The sequence below is a fragment of the Moritella sp. 28 genome, from assembly GCF_018219435.1.
Classification (GTDB): Bacteria; Pseudomonadota; Gammaproteobacteria; order Enterobacterales; family Moritellaceae; genus Moritella.
This window is the reverse complement of the sequence record NZ_CP056121.1, coordinates 3,120,902-3,138,523: the sequence shown is the minus strand read 5'-3', so window position 1 is coordinate 3,138,523 and position 17,622 is coordinate 3,120,902. Positions and strand designations below refer to the sequence as shown.

Below are 17,622 nucleotides of genomic sequence, written 5' to 3'. Positions count from 1 at the left end.
CCAATAATGCAATTTATCAATAACTACAGAGGGATTGCTATTCTACTCATTATGTTGATTCATGCCATTGGCACGATCGACAATGATGATTCTGTGATATTGTTCGGCATTGGTTTGTTACTCGAAAACTCGACAGTATTATTTGTCGTTGTTGCGGGCTATTTATTTTCGGCTTTATCAGCTAACTTTGATTACCTTGAATTTCTAAAACATAAATTTAAGGTGATCATTGTCCCTTACTTTTTCGTCTCACTTCCCGCTATCTTAATTTATATGACAGGCCTTAAAAGTACCCATTTTTGGATTGATATGGATTGGTTTCGTAGCTTAAATCTAGCCTACCAATATTTGTACTTAATGGCTTCGGGTTCGCACCTTGTCACGTTATGGTTTATTCCGATGATTATTCCATTTTATCTTCTGAGTCCGGTTATTATTTATATCAAAAATAAGTGTTTGTTAGAGGCGTTTTTTATCGTGTCATTAGTGCCTGCTTTATGGTTTGGTCGACCGTATTTTAGTGAGAATAATTTGATATGGAGCGTGTATTTTTTGCCTGCTTATTTACTGGGCATGGTACTTTGGCTGCGGCCGCGTATTTATGAAGTGCTAGTAGAATATAGTAGTTATATTTTAGTTGGTTATATCGTTATTTATCTTTCTAGCTCTTGGTTTTCTGCGTTTAGTTCGTCGGTTGATTTACTGTGGAAAATGAGCTTGTCTGTGATTTTGATCGCCTGCTCTAAACGCCATCTATCGAAGAAGAATAGGTGGTTAAATATGTTTGCTCATTTGAGCTTTTATCTGTTTTTTGTGCATGGCTATTTTATTGGTGTGATTAGAATTTTGTATAAACACTTTAATACTGAAGTGAGCGGAATTATTGCGGCATCGGCCAGTTTCTCAATCACAATATTATTGTCGTTATTGTCTTTTGTTATCATTAAACTGATTTTAAAGGAAAAATCGAAAATGTTTGTTGGTTTATAGCCCTGTGGTTATGACTAATACGGATGGAGTCTATTAATTGTTATTTACGTCAATCGAAAGGGGGGCGCTATGTTTTTTAATGATTTACGACGATTCAAAAATAACATTGCGTTGATTGATGCTAAAAGTAGTGAACAAGTCACTTATTGTGAGCTTGATGATCAAGTTGATATTTTAGCGAAGAAACTTGGTTGCCATAAAGAATTAGTGTTTATAGAATCAAAAAATACGATTAAGTCGGTGATTTGTTATTTAGCATGTTTAAGGAGTAATAAAGTTATCTATCTCGCAGATGATTTTAAAAGTGAAAAGTCTGCGCAACTCATCAATTATTACCAACCGAACCTACTTATAGATGCGTCTGGGCATACTCACCATCATTCACACCTTGTTTATCTTTTACATACTGATTTAACCTTGTTGTTATCTACTTCGGGTACCACTGGTACGCCTAAGTTTGTTAAGTTAAGTTCGAAAAATTTGCAGTCAAATGCCGAATCTATTGTCGAATATCTTCATTTAAATGAAGAGGATATTGCGTTAGCGCACTTAAAGCTACATTACTCTTATGGTTTATCAATTCTACATACGCATCTACAAGTTGGCGCATGCACTGTGTTTAGTCAGCAAGGTGTATTGGATACGGAGTTTTGGGATGATTTAGTCACTTATTCTGCGACCAGTTTTGCGGGTGTGCCCTATACATTTGAAGTTTTATTAAAAACCAATTTTGATTTTAGTTGTTATCCAAGTTTACGTTATGTTACTCAGGCTGGTGGTAAGTTAGAGGATTTTTTAGTTAAGGAATATGCTTTGCAAGCGCAGGTAAATGGTATTGAATTTTTTGTCATGTATGGGCAAACAGAAGCATCACCAAGAATATCGTATCTTCCACCTGACTTAACGGTGGACTTCCCTGGTTCCATTGGCCGTTCTATTCCTCAGGGGGAATTATTTATTGTTGATGATGAGGGACAAAAGATCAATGCGCTAGATACACCAGGGGAGTTGGTTTATCGAGGTGAAAATGTGATGATGGGTTATGCTAGGTCGATTGATGATTTAGCTATCGATGCGACCCCCTCTATGTTGTTTACGGGAGATATTGCTTGCCGAACACAGCATAGTCTTTTTTATCTTATTGGTCGGACTAAGCGCTTTGTTAAGTTGTTTGGGCTACGAATTAATCTTGATGATGTCCAAAGCTTTGTCAAAAAGCTGTATCCGCACAGTGCGGTGACCGGGAATGATGAAACAATTATTATTGCGTTAGAAAACGCTCAAAGTGGGCAGGGTAAAGTGTTAAATACTGCTGAGAGTAAAGCACTGCTCACTCGCTTAAGTGACGCTTATGCGTTGCCACGTGATAAATTTATGATCTCTACGTTTCAATCGCTTCCACTACTCGAAAATGGTAAATATGATTTACGTACTATTGAGCAGCAAGTTTATAAGAAACACAGCATCGGTTTTTTACAACGCTTGCTTAATACCATCGTGACCATTCTAGAATTGGATACAAAAGAATGGGACAGTATCTCTTGTCTATTTATGGCGGCTTTAGGATTAAAAGAATTAGCGTTAAGTGATAGTTTTAATGATTTAAATGCAGACTCTCTGTCATTTGTTTATTTATCTGTAGAGCTAGAGCATTGTTTGGGTAACGAACTACCTGATAACTGGCAAACGTGTAGTATCGAAGAGCTTGAATTAATTTATACTGCGGTGCGGTTTAATTATTGAAAATGGCGGCCATGTCACTATTATTACAATAGGAAGTAGCCGCCTTTTTATCATCTTTTTACGTATTAAGTCAGAAGTTGATAATGATTAAGATGCTAGCACTAGAATGATGAGTACAGGGCAAACAATACGTACATACCAAGGCCATATTTTCCAAAATAAACTATCTTCGAGCTCTGTACTGCCTTGTTTAATTTCGGCAAGTAGTTGGTCACGACGCCATATCCAACCCACTAACAATGCGAAGATTAGCGAAAGAATTGGTTGTGCATAAACGGTTGTTGCTGTGATCACTAAGCCAAACAAATCACCAAAATTAAAGATAATCACTGTTGAAATCAACGTAATAATACCGCCGATCCACCAAACGACTGTAGAGCGGTCCTTTTTCAATTCTTCAGTTGCGCACGATACAGGTACTTCTAACATTGCGATTGATGACGTTAGGGCGGCAATAAGCATTAATACAAAGAACAAAATGCTGATAACAATGCCCATCGTACCCATGGTATCAAACATTGCAGGTAATACATTAAACACTAACGTATCAGAGCTAAGCAGGGCTCCGGCAGCATCATAAATTTCAACGCCATTTTTCTGTGCCACGAACATCGCAGGTAAAATCAGTAGGCCCGCACCAAATGCAACACCAGTATCGAGCAATGCGACTTGCACGGCTGTTTTTGGAATGTTGGTATCTTTACTTAAATATGAACCATATACCATCATCGCACATACGCCCAATGATAATGAGAAGAAGGCTTGACCCATCGCACTGATCATTAAGTCTGAACTTAGGTGTGAGAAGTCGGGAATAAGATACATTTCAAGACCTTCACTCGCGCCATCGAGTGTTAAGATATAAGCTGTCAGCAAACCAAATAAGATGAACAGTAATGGCATTAAACGTGAAGACCAGCGTTCGATACCGTCGGTAACGCCGCTTTTAACAACGTTGATAGTCATTAACATAAAGATAACCATCATTACCAAGTTACGCGCTGTGCCAAACGAATCAACCCATTCAGCTGCAGTATCAAGACCGATAAGTGTAAACAGTGGAGAAAGTAATGAACCTAATAACCAGCCCGCAACAATTGCGTAAAAGCTTAAGATCATTGATACCGCAACCATACCTGCTATACCTAAACCTGCAGCCGCCATTTTTTGTTTTGGCCAAATAGATTGGAGTGATTTGATAGGGTTGGCTTGACCGTGACGACCGATGGTTAGCTCTGCCACGAGTAATGGGTAAGCTAGAATAAACACCATTAATAAGTAAACAAGTAAAAATACAGCCCCGCCGTTACTCGCTGCTTGTGTAGGGAAACCCCAAATATTACCGACACCGACTGCTGAACCTGCTGCTGCCATGATGAAGCCAAATCGAGACGAAAATTGTGCTCTTGAACCTGTTGCCATTTTTATTCCAACGTATTTCTTGCCGAGTAAGTGGTTAATTTTGAGAATTGTGTACATGGCCCATCGTGGTGTAAACCTTTGTGTACACATGGTCAAAATTAGATTTCAATTGTATTGGTGACAAGTAGAACAGTTTTATCGTATTATTAAAAGCCCGAAGGGCATATGTTTCATTTATTCGTGTGTCATCAGTTTATAATTTAATCAATTTATTAATATTAAGCTTATCTGACTCATCTGAATCTTTATATTCAATATATAAAACTTCAGTGGCCTGCCGTGGTGTTGTCTCGGCTCTTACTCTCATTCTCTAACCAGTTGAATTTGATAACCTATGATTTTCTCCAAACTTAATAGTAAAACATGCCATTTTTCCGCTCAAAAAAAAGGATTAATGGCTTCAATAATGGCTTCTTGTTTATTTGCATTGCTGCCCTTGTATGTACAGTTCCAACCAAACTGGCCAGAAACAGGTGTTGCCGGAGGCGCTGGTCATTGGCTAGCCGGGCAAAGAGTGTTGTGGAGTGCCGTCATTATGTTATTGGGTTTAATCGTAGTAGGGCGAATATCATTGTTGTGGGAACAATTAAAACAGTGGCGGTTATGGCCGCGATTTTTACTTTCTGCTTGTTTAATTGCGCCACAGTTTTGGATTTTTATCTGGGCGCCGCTACAGGGTGAAATACTGTCTGTGGCATTAGGCTATTTTGCGCTACCTCTGATCTTAGTTGCGGTTGGTTATTTTGTTTATGGTGAGCAATTAACCCGTGCACAGTTACTCGCATGCACGATTGCTGCTTGTGGTGTTGTTTATGCCTATGTCATTGCTGATGGCATCTCTTGGATTGTGTTTGTGATTGCTTTAGGTTATCCGCTGTACTTTATGAATCGCCGACGTTATCCAATGGCGAGCGATCTGGTATTCACCTTAGACAACATTTTTTTACTGCCAGTTGCACTGCTTGGTATGCTTTATTTACAACCTTTTAATGATTGGCTACAAATCGACGTCTGGTCTTGGGCTTATTATTTAGGACTCGCGATTACAGGTACACTACCGATGCTATTATTTTTATACGCCTCACAAATGCTCCCACTTAGCCTGTTTGGTTTATTGACTTATTTAGAGCCGACATTAGTTTTTTGTGTTGGCTTATTACTTGGTGAGCGCATTGAACTAATCCAATGGCCGATCTATGGGGCTATTATGCTTGCCTTGGTATTAATTGCTGTGGATAGTTATAAACGACGCGGTTAGTACGATATTGGAAATAATGAATGCGCAAATTAGGAATGGGTTGATCTAAGCCATATTTGGACAGAAGCGTGCCAGACTTGCAACTCTATTTTTTGCATATAAAAGCCCAAGGGGAGTTGGCGCGTTAAAAACTAAGCTCAACAAATCGGAAAAGACCCAGCTGAAGTATGGCAAGCCTTTGATCATCAGTTGGAATTCAGCGTTTAAAACTGATTGCTGAAAAGTTACTTTTCCGTAATAAAATTGTCCTTAACCCTTGGACCAGAATGCTAAGAATAGATAAGCCAATATATTTTATTTAATCATAAATTAGTATTGAACACCACATTCTCTAACTGCCCAGTTAGCTATGATTTCAGCATTTATTGTGTTTAGCCCTGATTCTACTCCCCACATAAACACATATTCTGCATCGAAAATTTTGTGCACCTTTTTAAAAATAAACAAATCATTGAAAAAGTTATTATGTAGAACTTCGCTTACATTTGTGAATGCTTTTTGCTCGTCTTCGGGGCAATAATCGCTGCATATTTCAGTTAGATTATCATGATATTCTTCCAGCGATTGTTTAATGCAGCCTTGGAATTCTAGTTCACTATCAAATGCATTTGCAGAAAAAGGGGATAATAAAGCAGCACATACAGCCAATGTTTTTAATGTTTTTAAAGTTTTCATGTTCATCCTTGATAATTTTATTTTAAATGGAATAAGTTCCAGATTTCACTCGTTTTAAGCGGCTAACTTTAGCCGATATTTGGGATTAAAATGCACTAGTTTGTGTGCACTACTGAGCTGACAGACCTGTATTTTCACTTCCTGTGGTAACACTCAGGCTAGGTAACCGATGATAATAATTAGGTTGTAAGTTTAATTACATACTTCTCCTTTTTCTAAAGCTTGATTTACAATAAACTTAATCTAATCATGCGACTAAGTAGCTGTAAAGCTATGCTAAAAAGTAGCTATCAGAATGTGATGCCTGTTTAACTTAGAACTGGGTTAACACGATACATGTCACTCAACGAGTCCGCTTAGCAACGTCTGACATTAGCGCTTTACTGATATATCTTTTATCTGCATAAAGCTTTGCAATAATAGGAACATTATTCGTGCGCATGGTGAGTTAATTTACTGTTACCGGAGCAGATCCATAAATGCACTCGCTTCTGGAGTCTCGAAGGTGAGTCGCTTGGTGATCACAGCGGTTGAGCAACAGCACTAACGCATTTCGGGGCATAAGTGAGTTACAAAATAGATAAACCTTCCGCTGCTGCTTGAGATGTCCTTAGCTCATTTTTCAGACTCTCACCGCTGACGTGTTGTTAGTCACGATAACGGGTTTGCTAATGGGCAGTGTTGCGTATCGTGTCTATAGTTATCATAGAGTAACCTCCTGCATACCCAATGACTTAAATGTAAATAACTGTGCGTCTTCAGGGTATCTGTAACCCAAGGTTGGAGAACCGCTTATGGCAAGCTACATTGAATCGAGAGAGTCGGGAGCATCGACCGATCTATTTGACATGGCTGAACAATACCCATTCAGCGATGTGCACTTCTGGCGAGACCCAGAAACACAATTACAAGCAATCATCGCCATTCATAGTACTCAATTAGGCCCTGCTATCGGTGGCTGTCGAATGATTAATTACCCTTCAACGCAAGCTGCAGTTAAAGATGCATGCTGCTTAGCGGCTGGCATGAGTTATAAAACAGCAATCAACCGACTGCCTTTTGGTGGGGGGAAAGCGGTTATTTTAAAACCTGCACATTTAACGGATCGTAAGGCGTTATTTACGTCGTTTGGCCGCTTTGTCGAAAGTTTAAATGGTCGCTATATTACGGCAATGGACAGTGGTACGACGATTGATGATATGGATATTATCGCCAGCCAAACCAAGCATGTTATGTGTACCACAACCGCAGGATTAGCCTCGGGAGATCCATCACCCCATACGGCGAAAGGCGTTTATTACGGTATAAAAGCAGCAGTGAAGTTTAAGCTACAACAGGAGTCGCTTACGGGTCTTCATATTGCTATTCAAGGGGTAGGTAATGTGGGTTATGCATTAGCTAAGCTACTGCATAATGATGGCGCTAGGTTAACCGTCGCCGATCCAAATAAGCAGGCAACACAGCGACTTATTCATGAATTTGACGTTGATGTTGTGGCTGGTGACGCGCTCTATGCTGTTAATTGTGATGTCTTTTCACCGTGTGCATTAGGTCAAGTCATTAATACGAGTTCTATCGCCCGATTAAATACCTCTATCGTTGCAGGTTCTGCAAACAACCAATTACAAAGCCGCAGTATGATTGATGCGTTGGCAGCAAAGGGGATTTTATATGCGCCTGATTATGTCATTAATTCTGGTGGGGTATTGCAAATTACCTACTTAAATAAACCCGATGTGATGCAGCATAAAGTGGCTGCGTTGTATGACACATTACTGGATATATTTACCCAAGCAGAGCAACAAAATAGGTCGACGGTTGATGTTGCCAATGGTTTAGCTGAAAAGATACTAACGGGACCATTCGCAGGAGCTAATTATGAATAAAAATACGGTCAAGGCTGAAAATATATTCCGCGTCGGTTATACCCAATATCTGGATGAAACAGGCAGACTATCAGAATCGTTGCAACAGATTTCTATCGCGGGCGTGAGCAGTGAATTACTTGTTGAACTTTACCGTTGGATGTTATTTACCCGTACTTTTGATTGCAAAGCAATTGCGCTGCAACGTACTGGGCGTCTTGGTACTTATGCCTCATGCCTTGGTCAAGAAGCGGTCGGCGCCGCAATTGGTAAAGCGATGCGTAAAGAAGATGTGTTTATTCAAGCTTACCGCGAAACGGCCGCGGTTCTTATTCGAGGCGTAAAACCGGAAGAGATCTTGATGTATTGGGGTGGTGATGAACGTGGCATGGACTTTCAGGGGCCGCGAGAGGATATGCCTTGTACCATCCCAATTGCGAGCCAATGTTGTCATGCTATTGGTATCAGTTATGCGATGAAATTACGGAAAGAGCCACGTGTTGCTGTTGTTGTTTGTGGTGACGGGGCAACATCCAAAGGTGATTTTTATGAATCCATTAATGCTGCAGGCGTGTGGCAGCTCCCTGTCGTGTTTATTATCAACAATAATCAATGGGCTATTTCTTTGCCGCGGGATGACCAATCGAGTTGTGCAACCCTAGCGCAAAAAGCCATTGCAGGCGGTATCAGTTGCGAACAAGTTGATGGCAATGATGTTATTGCTTGTTATATCAAAATTAAGGACGCTATCGACAGAGCTAGAGAAGGCCAAGGCCCTCATCTGATTGAAACCATTTCTTATCGTTTATCCGACCATACTACCGCCGATGATGCGTCTAGATATCGTGATGAAGATAACGTCGGGGAGGCTTGGCAGAAAGAACCCATGACGCGATTACGAAGTCTACTCCTAGATGAATTGATTATTGATAACACAGACATCGAGCAGCTAGAAAAAGAGTGCAGTGACGAAATTGACGCTGCTGTGGCGCGTTATCTTGCTATTTCCCCCGCGTCGCCAACATCGATGTTTGAATATTTGTATGAAACCTTGCCCGACCATTATTTAGATCAATTAGAGCAAGTAAGAAACACAAATTTGCAGGGAGATGAAGAATGAAAGACATGACTCTCATTGATGCAGTCAATAACGCCTTGTTTGATGCAATGGCAGAAGATAAAAATGTCATCTTACTGGGTGAGGATATTGGTGCTAATGGTGGTGTGTTTCGCGCGACGGAAGGACTACAGTCTGAGTTTGGCCGTGAACGCGTCATTGATACCCCATTAGCGGAATCACTCATTAGCGGAATGGCGATCGGTTTAGCGGTACAAGGCATGAAACCCGTAATCGAAATCCAATTTATGGGCTTTATTTATGCCGCGTTTGATCAGTTTTTATGTCACGCAGGGAGAATGCGCAATCGTACGCGTGGCCGTTTAACTTGTCCCATGGTATTGCGTGCGCCTTATGGCGGTGGGATCCATGCGCCAGAGCATCACAGTGAAAGTACTGAAGCTATCTTTGCGCATCTTCCAGGTATTCGCGTGGTAATCCCATCTTCACCTGGACGTGCCTATGGTTTATTGCTATCTGCTATCCGCGATCCCGATCCTGTGGTGTTTTTAGAACCGAAACGTATTTATCGATTACAAACTGAATCTGTCGAAAACAACGGTAAAGCACTGCCGTTAGATGTGTGTTTTACCTTGCGTGAAGGTTCGGATGTGACCTTAATTAGTTGGGGGGCGATGTTATATGAAACGTTGCAGGCTGCGGATCAGCTAGCAGAACGCAATATATCTGCTGAAGTTATCGATCTTGCCACGATTAAACCGATTGATAAAACCACGATATTAAGCTCAATTGAAAAAACTGGCCGCTGTGTGATCGTATCAGAAGCAGCGCGCAGTGGTGGTGTTGCGTCAGAAATTGCAGCCATTATTGCGGAGGAAGGGCTGATGACGTTATTGGCACCCGTCATGAGAGTAAGTGGTTATGACACCATTATGCCACTGGCTAAAATGGAAAAATATTATATGCCAAGCGTTGAGAGAATTATTTCCACGGTAAATAACGTCATGGAGTTCTGATGCATATATTCAAATTACCTGATCTAGGGGAAGGACTGCCCGAAGCTGAAATTGTTGAATGGTTTATAAATCCCGGTGATGTGGTGACGGCAGACCAGTTAATGGTGTCGATGGAAACGGCAAAGGCGATTGTTGAGATCCCGTGTCCAGAGTCCGCTACCGTCGTGAAACTGTATGGGCAAAGCGGTGACATTATTCATACTGGTGATCCGCTTGTTGAGTTCTCAGAAGAGGGCGTGACATTATCGAGTAAAGCTGAGGAGAAAACTGAACAGCCTAAAGCGTCGACATCTGTGGTGGGTGAATTACATACATCCGACACTAAGTTAAAAGAGACCGCGCAATCGGTATCGGGGAACAGTATTGGAGTGAAAGCAACCCCTGCAGTACGGGCGTTAGCACATAGATATAATATTGATTTAGCAATTGTGACCCCGTCTGGTGCGCACGGTACTATTACAGCCGCAGATGTAGAGCGTGTAGTCAAAATATTTGCGGACGTAGGTGAGTTAGTGCCATTGAAAGGTGTGCGTCGCAGTATGGCGAAGGCGATGACGCAAGCACATGCTGAAGTGGTGCCAGTGACAATACATGATGATGCAAATATTACGACTTGGTTTACTCAAGGTGATATCACAGTCCGACTGATTCGTGCAATGGCGCTCGCCTGCGAAGCTGAACCAACATTGAATGCTTGGTATGACAGTCATTCGATTGGTCGTCGTATTATTAAATCGATGCACCTAGGTTTGGCTGTTGATACTCAAGATGGTTTATTTGTGCCCGTGATCAGAGATGCACAAAGCTATAGCGCTGAGGCGATGCGCGACAAAATTAATACCATCAAAGAATTGGTATCACAACGCAAAATAGCGGCGGATGATTTACGCGGTAATACCATCACCTTATCTAACTTTGGCAGTATGGTGGGTAAATATGCTAACCCGATTGTCATGCCTCCTACTGTGGCAATCTTAGGGACAGGGCGCTTATTTCAGCAGTTGGCTTACATGAAACCGGGTGATGGGAAGGGCGATATTGTTGAGCATACCTTATTACCCTTGTCTTTAACCTTTGACCATCGTTCTATTACAGGTGGTGAAGCCGCGCGTTTTTTAGCTGTGTTAATGGCCGATCTAGCGTTGGATAGTTAATACCAATAACCAAGTGATAGCCATCTTTATCACAGTACCGAATGGAGTGGAGAGTAATGAAAACGACTTCAACCAAATATCCCTTACGAATTTTAACTGCGACTTGTTTATTTGACGGCCACGATGCTTCGATTAATATTGTGCGGCGGTTACTGCAGGCTCGGGGAGTTGAAGTCATACATTTAGGTATTAACCGTTCGGTTCATGATGTTGTCACCGCAGCATTACAAGAAGATGTTGATGCAATTGCGATGAGCTCTTATCAGGGCGGGCATAATGCTTATTTTAGCTACTTACTATCGAGTCTTGCTGACGTTGGGGCTAAGCCCGCTGTATTTATTGGCGGCGGTGCGACTATTACCGCTGATGAAGCAAAGGCATTAGAAGAACAAGGTGTTTCGCGTGTTTACACCAGTGCGGATGTACTTTGTTTAGAGGAGATGATCAGCGATTTATTACAACGCTTAGTCGCGGTTAAACCCAAAAAACAAGCAAAATTTAATGTAAAAAAATTAGATGCTGAACTTGCAACTGATATGTATTTGGGGCAATTAATCACGGCTATAGAGCAGGGCAAGATTAAAAGTCCAAGTCGCGTTACAGCGGCTTCTGTCACGTCCGCTAAAAAATCGCTGGTGGTGGGGATCACAGGGACAGGCGGTGCGGGGAAAAGTACCTTTAGTGATGAATTATTACGTGCGTTATTGCAGCTCTATCCTGATATCAACATTGCGTATTTAGCCGTAGATCCCAGTGGGCAAAAAACCGGAGGTGCCTTGTTAGGCGATCGTATTCGCATTAATACCTTGCCACATGACCGTTTGTTCATGCGTTCTATTGCCACACGACAAGCGAATGTATCGGTGAGCCAGTCATTGCAAACTTGTGTGCCAATGTTAATCAATCAAGGTTTTGACCTCGTGTTAATTGAAACTGCGGGTATTGGTCAAAGTGACAGTGCGATTGTTAATATGGTGGATTTCAGTCTTTACTTAATGACCAAAGATTATGGCGCCAGCAGTCAATTAGAAAAAATTGAGATGTTACAATTTGCCGATGTTGTTGTGCTAAATAAAGCAGATCAGCAAGGAAGTGAAGATGCGTACAATGCTATTCAACAGCAATGGCGTTTTAACCAGCAGCAAGCGCAGGCTACAAATGGCGAATTACCTATTTTTCCTGTTGTTGCCAGCCATTATAACGATCATGGTTTTAGCCGTTTTATGGCATTTTTGATGACGAAGCTGCGTTTTACACCAGAGGCCGGTTTAAAGTCGTATTACCAACAAATACTGAAAAAATATCCTCGTTATGATTGGACGTTAACAGAAAGTCAATTACAGTTGCAAACCCCTGATTATCTCACCGCTATTTATAACCATTATGTACAAGTCACAGATCAAAATCAGCAGAAAATAGAACAAGTACGTCAACTGCATAGTTGCTATCAAATGTTGAGTGATCTGGGTGATCCTTGTTTACCACCTAAGTTAGGCCGTTATGCGCAAGCTGATTTAGAGAGTGACATCGATGCGGATAGTTTCTTGGTGACAGATGCATCTTTGAAGGTGTTATTACCACCGTTACGGTTACGTTATAACAAACTACTTGCGCAGATAACAGTGCCACTTAGGCATGCATTATTAGCTTGGTTTAGAGACGATGAAGAATTAGCGTTAAAACGTATCGAAGATGGGGTTGATACAATTGGTTCCCATCAAACCTTTGGTGAGCATAAAGACCATTTTGTTAGCTTAAGTGGTACCGTGATCCCACATGTAGCCAGACCAAACGAAAATCACTGGGATAACATTACGGCATTTCTGCTTAATGAGAATATCCCTGGTCACTTTCCTTATACCGCGGGTGTATTTCCAACACGACACAATGATGAAGACCCGACGAGGATGTTTGCGGGAGAAGGTTTACCCGAAGATACCAACAAACGTTTTCATTATTTAATTAAAGGCCAAAAGTCGATTCGGTTATCTACGGCATTTGATCCTAATACTTTGTATGGACATGATCCTGCAATAAGCCCAGATATATGCGCCTGTATTGGTATGTCAGGGGTGTCTATTGCAACGCTTGATGATATGAAAGTATTGTATTCAGGTATTGATTTATGCGATACCGCAACCTCGGTATCGATGACAATTAATGGCCCCGCGCCGATATTGATGGCTTGGTTTTTACATACCGCCATTGATCAGCAAGTCGAGTTGTATTTAACACAAGCGAACCTATGGTCAAAAGCCCATAAACAGATTAAAGCTTATTTTTCATCTTGCGGTATTACAGCTAAACAAAGACCTATTTACCGTGACGTATTACCTGAAGGTCATAATGGTTTAGGGCTCGCACTATTAGGTATTTCAGGAGAAGTATTGATGGTCGAATTACTTGGATTGGAGGATGAATACATAAGGCTTAAACAAGCCACTTACAATAAAGTCAGGGGGACATTACAAGCCGATATTTTAAAAGAAGAAATTGCTCAGAATGAATGTATTTTCTCATTGGATTTTGCGCTGCAATTAATGGCTGATATGCAGGGCTATTTTAGTGCGAATGCTATCGTTAAATTTTATCCCGTCTCGGTTAGTGGTTACCATATTGGTGAAGCGGGAGCGAATCCGATAACCCAATTAGCCTTTACATTGGCCAATGGGTTTACTTTGATCGAATATTATTTAGCGCAAGGATTGAAGATCAACGATGTGGCACCAAGGCTCAGCTTCTTTTTTAGTAATGGTATGGATCCTGAATATGCAGTGATAGGGCGGGTTGCTCGCCGAATATGGGCTCGCACATTAAAATCCGTTTATAATGGTAATGATCGCAGTCAGAAATTGAAATATCACATTCAAACATCGGGGCGCAGTTTACAATCGAAAGAGATAGATTTAAATGATATTCGCACCAGTTTACAAGCCATTTATGCACTTTGTGATAATTGTAATAGTTTACACACGAATGCTTATGACGAAACTATCACAACCCCGACTGAAAACTCTGTTTATCGTGCGTTATCGATTCAATCCATTATTAATCGTGAGTTTGGGTTAAATAAAAATCAAAACCCACTGCAAGGCAGCTATGTCATTGAGCTGTTAACCGATCTTGTCGAAGAAGCTGTATATTCTGAATTCAATCGCTTAGCACGACGAGGTGGTGTGTTGGGGGCGATCGAAACGGGCTATCAACGCGCTCAAATCCAACAGCAAAGTATGTATTATGAGACATTAAAAAGTACAGAAAAATTTGATATGGTTGGGGTTAATTGCATGTCTAGAAGCCATGGGCACAGTGATGGAACTGACACAGTGAAGATGAGTGAAAAACAGCTAGTGCGTTGTCCTGACGTAAAGAAAAAACAGCAAATTGAGGCTATATCACAATTTCATAAACAGCATAAAGAACGCAGTGAATGCGCACTGATGTCGATGAAAGTCGCGCTATTATCAAGAAGTAATAGCTTTGGAGCATTAATGGATGCAGCACCTACGGCTAGTTTGTCGCAACTGGCTGATATTCTATATTTAGTTGGTGGTAAATACCGTCGAAATATGTAGAGAATCGATAAAACTCACACATTAATCGCCATTATATAGGCTTAAATCATAATATGGAAAGCAATATTGTTTGTTTGATTATGTGACGAGTTTCAAATGAAAGCTTGCATTGCCGTTTTTTTATGTTACATTGGTCACATCTTCTCGAGAAGATATAAAAATGCTCAAAGGATGAGTCCGTTAAACCGCCTCCAAGGAACCGAGATCAACTGAACCATTTGGTTCGATTTTTGATTAATGATTTAGAAGGTGACACTTATGAAAAATTCAGTACCTACAACCCCTGTTTTTGGTGATTTATATAACTCAAAATTCACTTACCCAAGACACTTAGGTTACTAATTTCCTAGGAATTCAGAATTGAACGCCATCTATTTATAGATGGCGTTTTAGTTTCTGGCATCCGACGCCTACCCATTATATTCTTATCTCTTACCTGTTTTTTATTATCAATATTTTAAAACACCGCATTCTGCTGTAATTCTGGTTATACTGGTGAGCTAAAATGCGAGTTACGATCAGGAATTGATCGTTTAGTCTTTAAACAGAGGAGTGTTGTTTTGACTCAGTTTCGTCCTTGTATTGATTTACACCAAGGTAAAGTAAAACAAATTGTTGGTGGCAGCTTGAATGATCAAGGTGCTGCGACTAATTTTATCAGTCAATATGACGCGGCGTATTATGCCGATATTTATCGTCAACATGATTTACGCGGTGGCCATGTGATTGCATTAGGCCCAAATAATGAAATCGAAGTGCTAAAAGCATTAGAAGCATGGCCTCAAGGATTACAATTCGGTGGTGGTGTTAATTTATCTAATGCAGCTCAGTATATAGCGGTTGGTGCGTCTCATGTCATTGTCACATCATATCTGTTTGATGGTGATGAGTTTAGCTGGGAAAAGCTAGCGCAGTTAAAAGAGTTAATCGGAAAAGAGCATTTAATTTTAGATTTGAGTTGTAGAAAAACAGCTCAAGGTTGGAATATTGCAACGAACCGTTGGCAAACAATCACGAGCACAGTCATTAATGCAGACACATTAGCGCAACTTTCTGAGCATTGTGCCGAATTTCTGATTCATGCTGCTGATGTTGAAGGATTGCAGAATGGCATAGATCAAGAGCTTGTTACTTTACTCGGGCAGCATACAAGAATACCGGTGACTTATGCTGGTGGTGCTCGCAGTATTGATGATCTTGCTTTAGTCGAGCAATTATCAAAGGGTAAAGTTGATTTAACGATTGGCAGTGCGTTAGACATATTTGGTGGTTCTGGTATTACATTACAGCAGTGTATTGATTGGAATAAAAATCATTAATATTTATTAATATGGCAGGTTTTATGACGGTTTATGCCGATAAAATCTGCGATATAATGCTGTTTAATCCTTATCAAGAATTGATAGTGTGATGAAAATCAATGTTCAATATGATTTTCCATATGTATAGTATAAACACCTTTTAAATCCCTATTTATTCTACTAAACTGCCATTTCAGTTTTGTTTTGTGGTTTATTATGAGTGGTATTAAAGTTTCTGTAGATCGTATTCAAGTGGGTAATTACGTTAAGTTACCTTTAGGTTGGTGCGATCATCCCTTTATGTTCAATAATTTTAAAATCGATACTCAAGAAAAACTGCAGCTCATTCGTAAGCTTGGTATTGCGCACGTTACTGTTTATCCACAACGCAGCGATAATGGCTTATTGCCTCCACAAACTTCGAATGCTAAACAACAAGAATCTTCAGATATACTTGATGTAGATCTAGAACTGGCTAAACGTGAGTTGTGGGAACGCAAACAGAAAAAAATCGAAGAATTAAAAACTCATCGCCGCAAAATAACTAAAACAGAAAAAAACTTTCAATCAGCAATGATTCAAGTGCGTTCTGTTATGAGTAAACTATCGAGTCGCCCTCTTAATGCGATTGATGAAGCAGAACAACTCATCGGAGATATGGTTGAGTCTCTGCTAAAAGAAGAACATATCGTCTTACATTTGATGAGTGAAACTAAAGAAAATGAAAATATTTATTACCATTCATTAAATGTATCAGTGCTCGCAATGCTTGTTGCTAAAATGAAAAAGTTAGATGCTAATGCCATTAAAACTATCGGAATGGGCGCGCTTTTTCATGATATGGGTAAGTTGAAAATACCCCCGCAAATCCTGCGTAAAAAGACAGAACTCACCAACGCAGAGCAAAATTTTTTAAGGTTACATCCTAAATATGGGCTAGATCTTGTTAATTTAGTGGATACATTCCCTGAAGCCGCTAAGTCTATTATCGCACAGCATCATGAGCTATTAGATGGTAGCGGTTACCCTAAAGGGTTGAAAGGCTCTGATATAGACCCATTCACTCAGCTTGTTAGTGTTGTGAATAAATATGACACACTTTGTCATCCGAACGATATAACCAAAGCAAGAGTACCGTCGAATGCCTTATCTTGGCTGTATAAAAATAGCGCGAATAAGTATAATCAAAGTGATTTAAAACTGTTAGTGAAGGTGTTGGGAATTTACCCTCCGGGTAGTGTTGTACGATTATCAAATGACCAGATAGGACTGGTACTGTCAGTGAATTCAGATAGATTATTGTATCCTAACATCCTTATTTATGACGCTGAAGTACCTCGAGCTGAATCCCCGATCATTGATCTTGAAGAGCGTGAACTGTCAATTACAGGTGTCATTAAACCGGATAAATTGCCTGAACATATTTATGAATACTTAAACCCGAGAAGTCGCATTAATTATTATTTTGAAAGTGCGAAAAATAATAATTAATTAATAGGTTTATAATTAAAGCATTTACACTATAATTGTAGCCCGCTTAATCCA

At 40.3% G+C, this 17,622-nt stretch carries 12 protein-coding genes; 10 read left to right on the top strand and 2 right to left on the bottom strand.

Features of this window, described 5'->3' with window-relative positions; translation table 11 throughout:
- Window positions 1–6 precede the first annotated feature (6 nt).
- Both HWV02_RS13835 and HWV02_RS13830 read left to right on the top strand, forming a co-directional pair.
- Window positions 7–990 (top strand): acyltransferase, encoded by a 984-nt coding sequence (locus HWV02_RS13835; RefSeq protein WP_211676369.1) that lies wholly within the window; start codon window positions 7–9, stop codon window positions 988–990.
- Between the two features lie 69 nt (window positions 991–1,059).
- The gene (locus HWV02_RS13830) at window positions 1,060–2,733 is read left to right on the top strand and encodes an AMP-binding protein (RefSeq protein WP_211688260.1); all 1,674 of its coding nucleotides are present in this window, start codon (window positions 1,060–1,062) and stop codon (window positions 2,731–2,733) included.
- A gap of 87 nt (window positions 2,734–2,820) precedes the next feature.
- On the opposite strand, the gene HWV02_RS13825 is transcribed toward HWV02_RS13830, so the two are convergent.
- Complete coding sequence (locus HWV02_RS13825) at window positions 2,821–4,155, bottom strand: sodium-dependent transporter (RefSeq protein WP_211676367.1); 1,335 nt, start codon at window positions 4,153–4,155, stop codon at window positions 2,821–2,823.
- 394 nt (window positions 4,156–4,549) lie between these two features.
- Between HWV02_RS13825 and rarD the strand changes: the two genes are divergently transcribed.
- The gene (gene rarD / locus HWV02_RS13820; protein ID WP_255550341.1) at window positions 4,550–5,413 is read left to right on the top strand and encodes an EamA family transporter RarD; all 864 of its coding nucleotides are present in this window, start codon (window positions 4,550–4,552) and stop codon (window positions 5,411–5,413) included.
- Window positions 5,414–5,722: 309 nt separating this feature from the next.
- Here rarD and HWV02_RS13815 read toward each other — a convergent pair whose 3' ends face one another.
- Window positions 5,723–6,088 carry a hypothetical protein gene (locus tag HWV02_RS13815; RefSeq protein ID WP_211688259.1) on the bottom strand — a complete coding sequence of 122 codons (366 nt, stop codon included), beginning with the start codon at window positions 6,086–6,088 and terminating at the stop codon, window positions 5,723–5,725.
- Between the two features lie 794 nt (window positions 6,089–6,882).
- Here HWV02_RS13815 and HWV02_RS13810 point away from each other — a divergent pair.
- From HWV02_RS13810 to HWV02_RS13780, 7 genes are all read left to right on the top strand, one after another.
- A complete protein-coding gene (locus tag HWV02_RS13810; RefSeq protein WP_211676364.1) occupies window positions 6,883–7,974 on the top strand; it encodes a Glu/Leu/Phe/Val dehydrogenase dimerization domain-containing protein in 1,092 nt (363 codons plus the stop codon).
- A complete protein-coding gene (gene pdhA, locus HWV02_RS13805; protein ID WP_211688257.1) occupies window positions 7,967–9,073 on the top strand; it encodes a pyruvate dehydrogenase (acetyl-transferring) E1 component subunit alpha in 1,107 nt (368 codons plus the stop codon). Before HWV02_RS13810 ends, pdhA begins: the two co-directional genes overlap by 8 nt.
- Window positions 9,070–10,047: an alpha-ketoacid dehydrogenase subunit beta gene (locus HWV02_RS13800; RefSeq protein ID WP_211676362.1), complete on the top strand. Its 978-nt coding sequence runs from the start codon at window positions 9,070–9,072 to the stop codon at window positions 10,045–10,047. Before pdhA ends, HWV02_RS13800 begins: the two co-directional genes overlap by 4 nt.
- Window positions 10,047–11,201, top strand: coding sequence for a dihydrolipoamide acetyltransferase family protein (locus HWV02_RS13795; protein WP_211688255.1), 1,155 nt, complete (start codon window positions 10,047–10,049; stop codon window positions 11,199–11,201). Before HWV02_RS13800 ends, HWV02_RS13795 begins: the two co-directional genes overlap by 1 nt.
- Before the next feature lie 56 nt (window positions 11,202–11,257).
- Entirely contained in the window at window positions 11,258–14,776 is a 3,519-nt protein-coding gene (locus HWV02_RS13790; protein WP_211688253.1) for a methylmalonyl-CoA mutase family protein, read from the top strand.
- A gap of 560 nt (window positions 14,777–15,336) precedes the next feature.
- Complete coding sequence (gene hisA, locus HWV02_RS13785; RefSeq protein ID WP_211676359.1) at window positions 15,337–16,095, top strand: phosphoribosylformimino-5-aminoimidazole carboxamide ribotide isomerase; 759 nt, start codon at window positions 15,337–15,339, stop codon at window positions 16,093–16,095.
- Between the two features lie 198 nt (window positions 16,096–16,293).
- Complete coding sequence (locus HWV02_RS13780; RefSeq protein WP_211688251.1) at window positions 16,294–17,568, top strand: HD-GYP domain-containing protein; 1,275 nt, start codon at window positions 16,294–16,296, stop codon at window positions 17,566–17,568.
- Window positions 17,569–17,622: the final 54 nt, after the last annotated feature.

What these genes read in the sequence shown, in the direction of transcription:
- HWV02_RS13795 (WP_211688255.1), top strand. Translation starts at nt 10,047, where the DNA reads ATGCATATATTCAAATTACCTGATCTAGGGGAAGGACTGCCCGAAGCT.
- HWV02_RS13835 (WP_211676369.1), top strand. Translation starts at nt 7, where the DNA reads ATGCAATTTATCAATAACTACAGAGGGATTGCTATTCTACTCATTATG.
- HWV02_RS13780 (WP_211688251.1), top strand. Translation starts at nt 16,294, where the DNA reads ATGAGTGGTATTAAAGTTTCTGTAGATCGTATTCAAGTGGGTAATTAC.
- rarD (WP_255550341.1), top strand. Translation starts at nt 4,550, where the DNA reads ATGGCTTCAATAATGGCTTCTTGTTTATTTGCATTGCTGCCCTTGTAT.
- HWV02_RS13790 (WP_211688253.1), top strand. Translation starts at nt 11,258, where the DNA reads ATGAAAACGACTTCAACCAAATATCCCTTACGAATTTTAACTGCGACT.
- pdhA (WP_211688257.1), top strand. Translation starts at nt 7,967, where the DNA reads ATGAATAAAAATACGGTCAAGGCTGAAAATATATTCCGCGTCGGTTAT.
- HWV02_RS13800 (WP_211676362.1), top strand. Translation starts at nt 9,070, where the DNA reads ATGAAAGACATGACTCTCATTGATGCAGTCAATAACGCCTTGTTTGAT.
- HWV02_RS13830 (WP_211688260.1), top strand. Translation starts at nt 1,060, where the DNA reads ATGTTTTTTAATGATTTACGACGATTCAAAAATAACATTGCGTTGATT.
- HWV02_RS13825 (WP_211676367.1), bottom strand. Translation starts at nt 4,155, where the DNA reads ATGGCAACAGGTTCAAGAGCACAATTTTCGTCTCGATTTGGCTTCATC.
- HWV02_RS13815 (WP_211688259.1), bottom strand. Translation starts at nt 6,088, where the DNA reads ATGAAAACTTTAAAAACATTAAAAACATTGGCTGTATGTGCTGCTTTA.
- HWV02_RS13810 (WP_211676364.1), top strand. Translation starts at nt 6,883, where the DNA reads ATGGCAAGCTACATTGAATCGAGAGAGTCGGGAGCATCGACCGATCTA.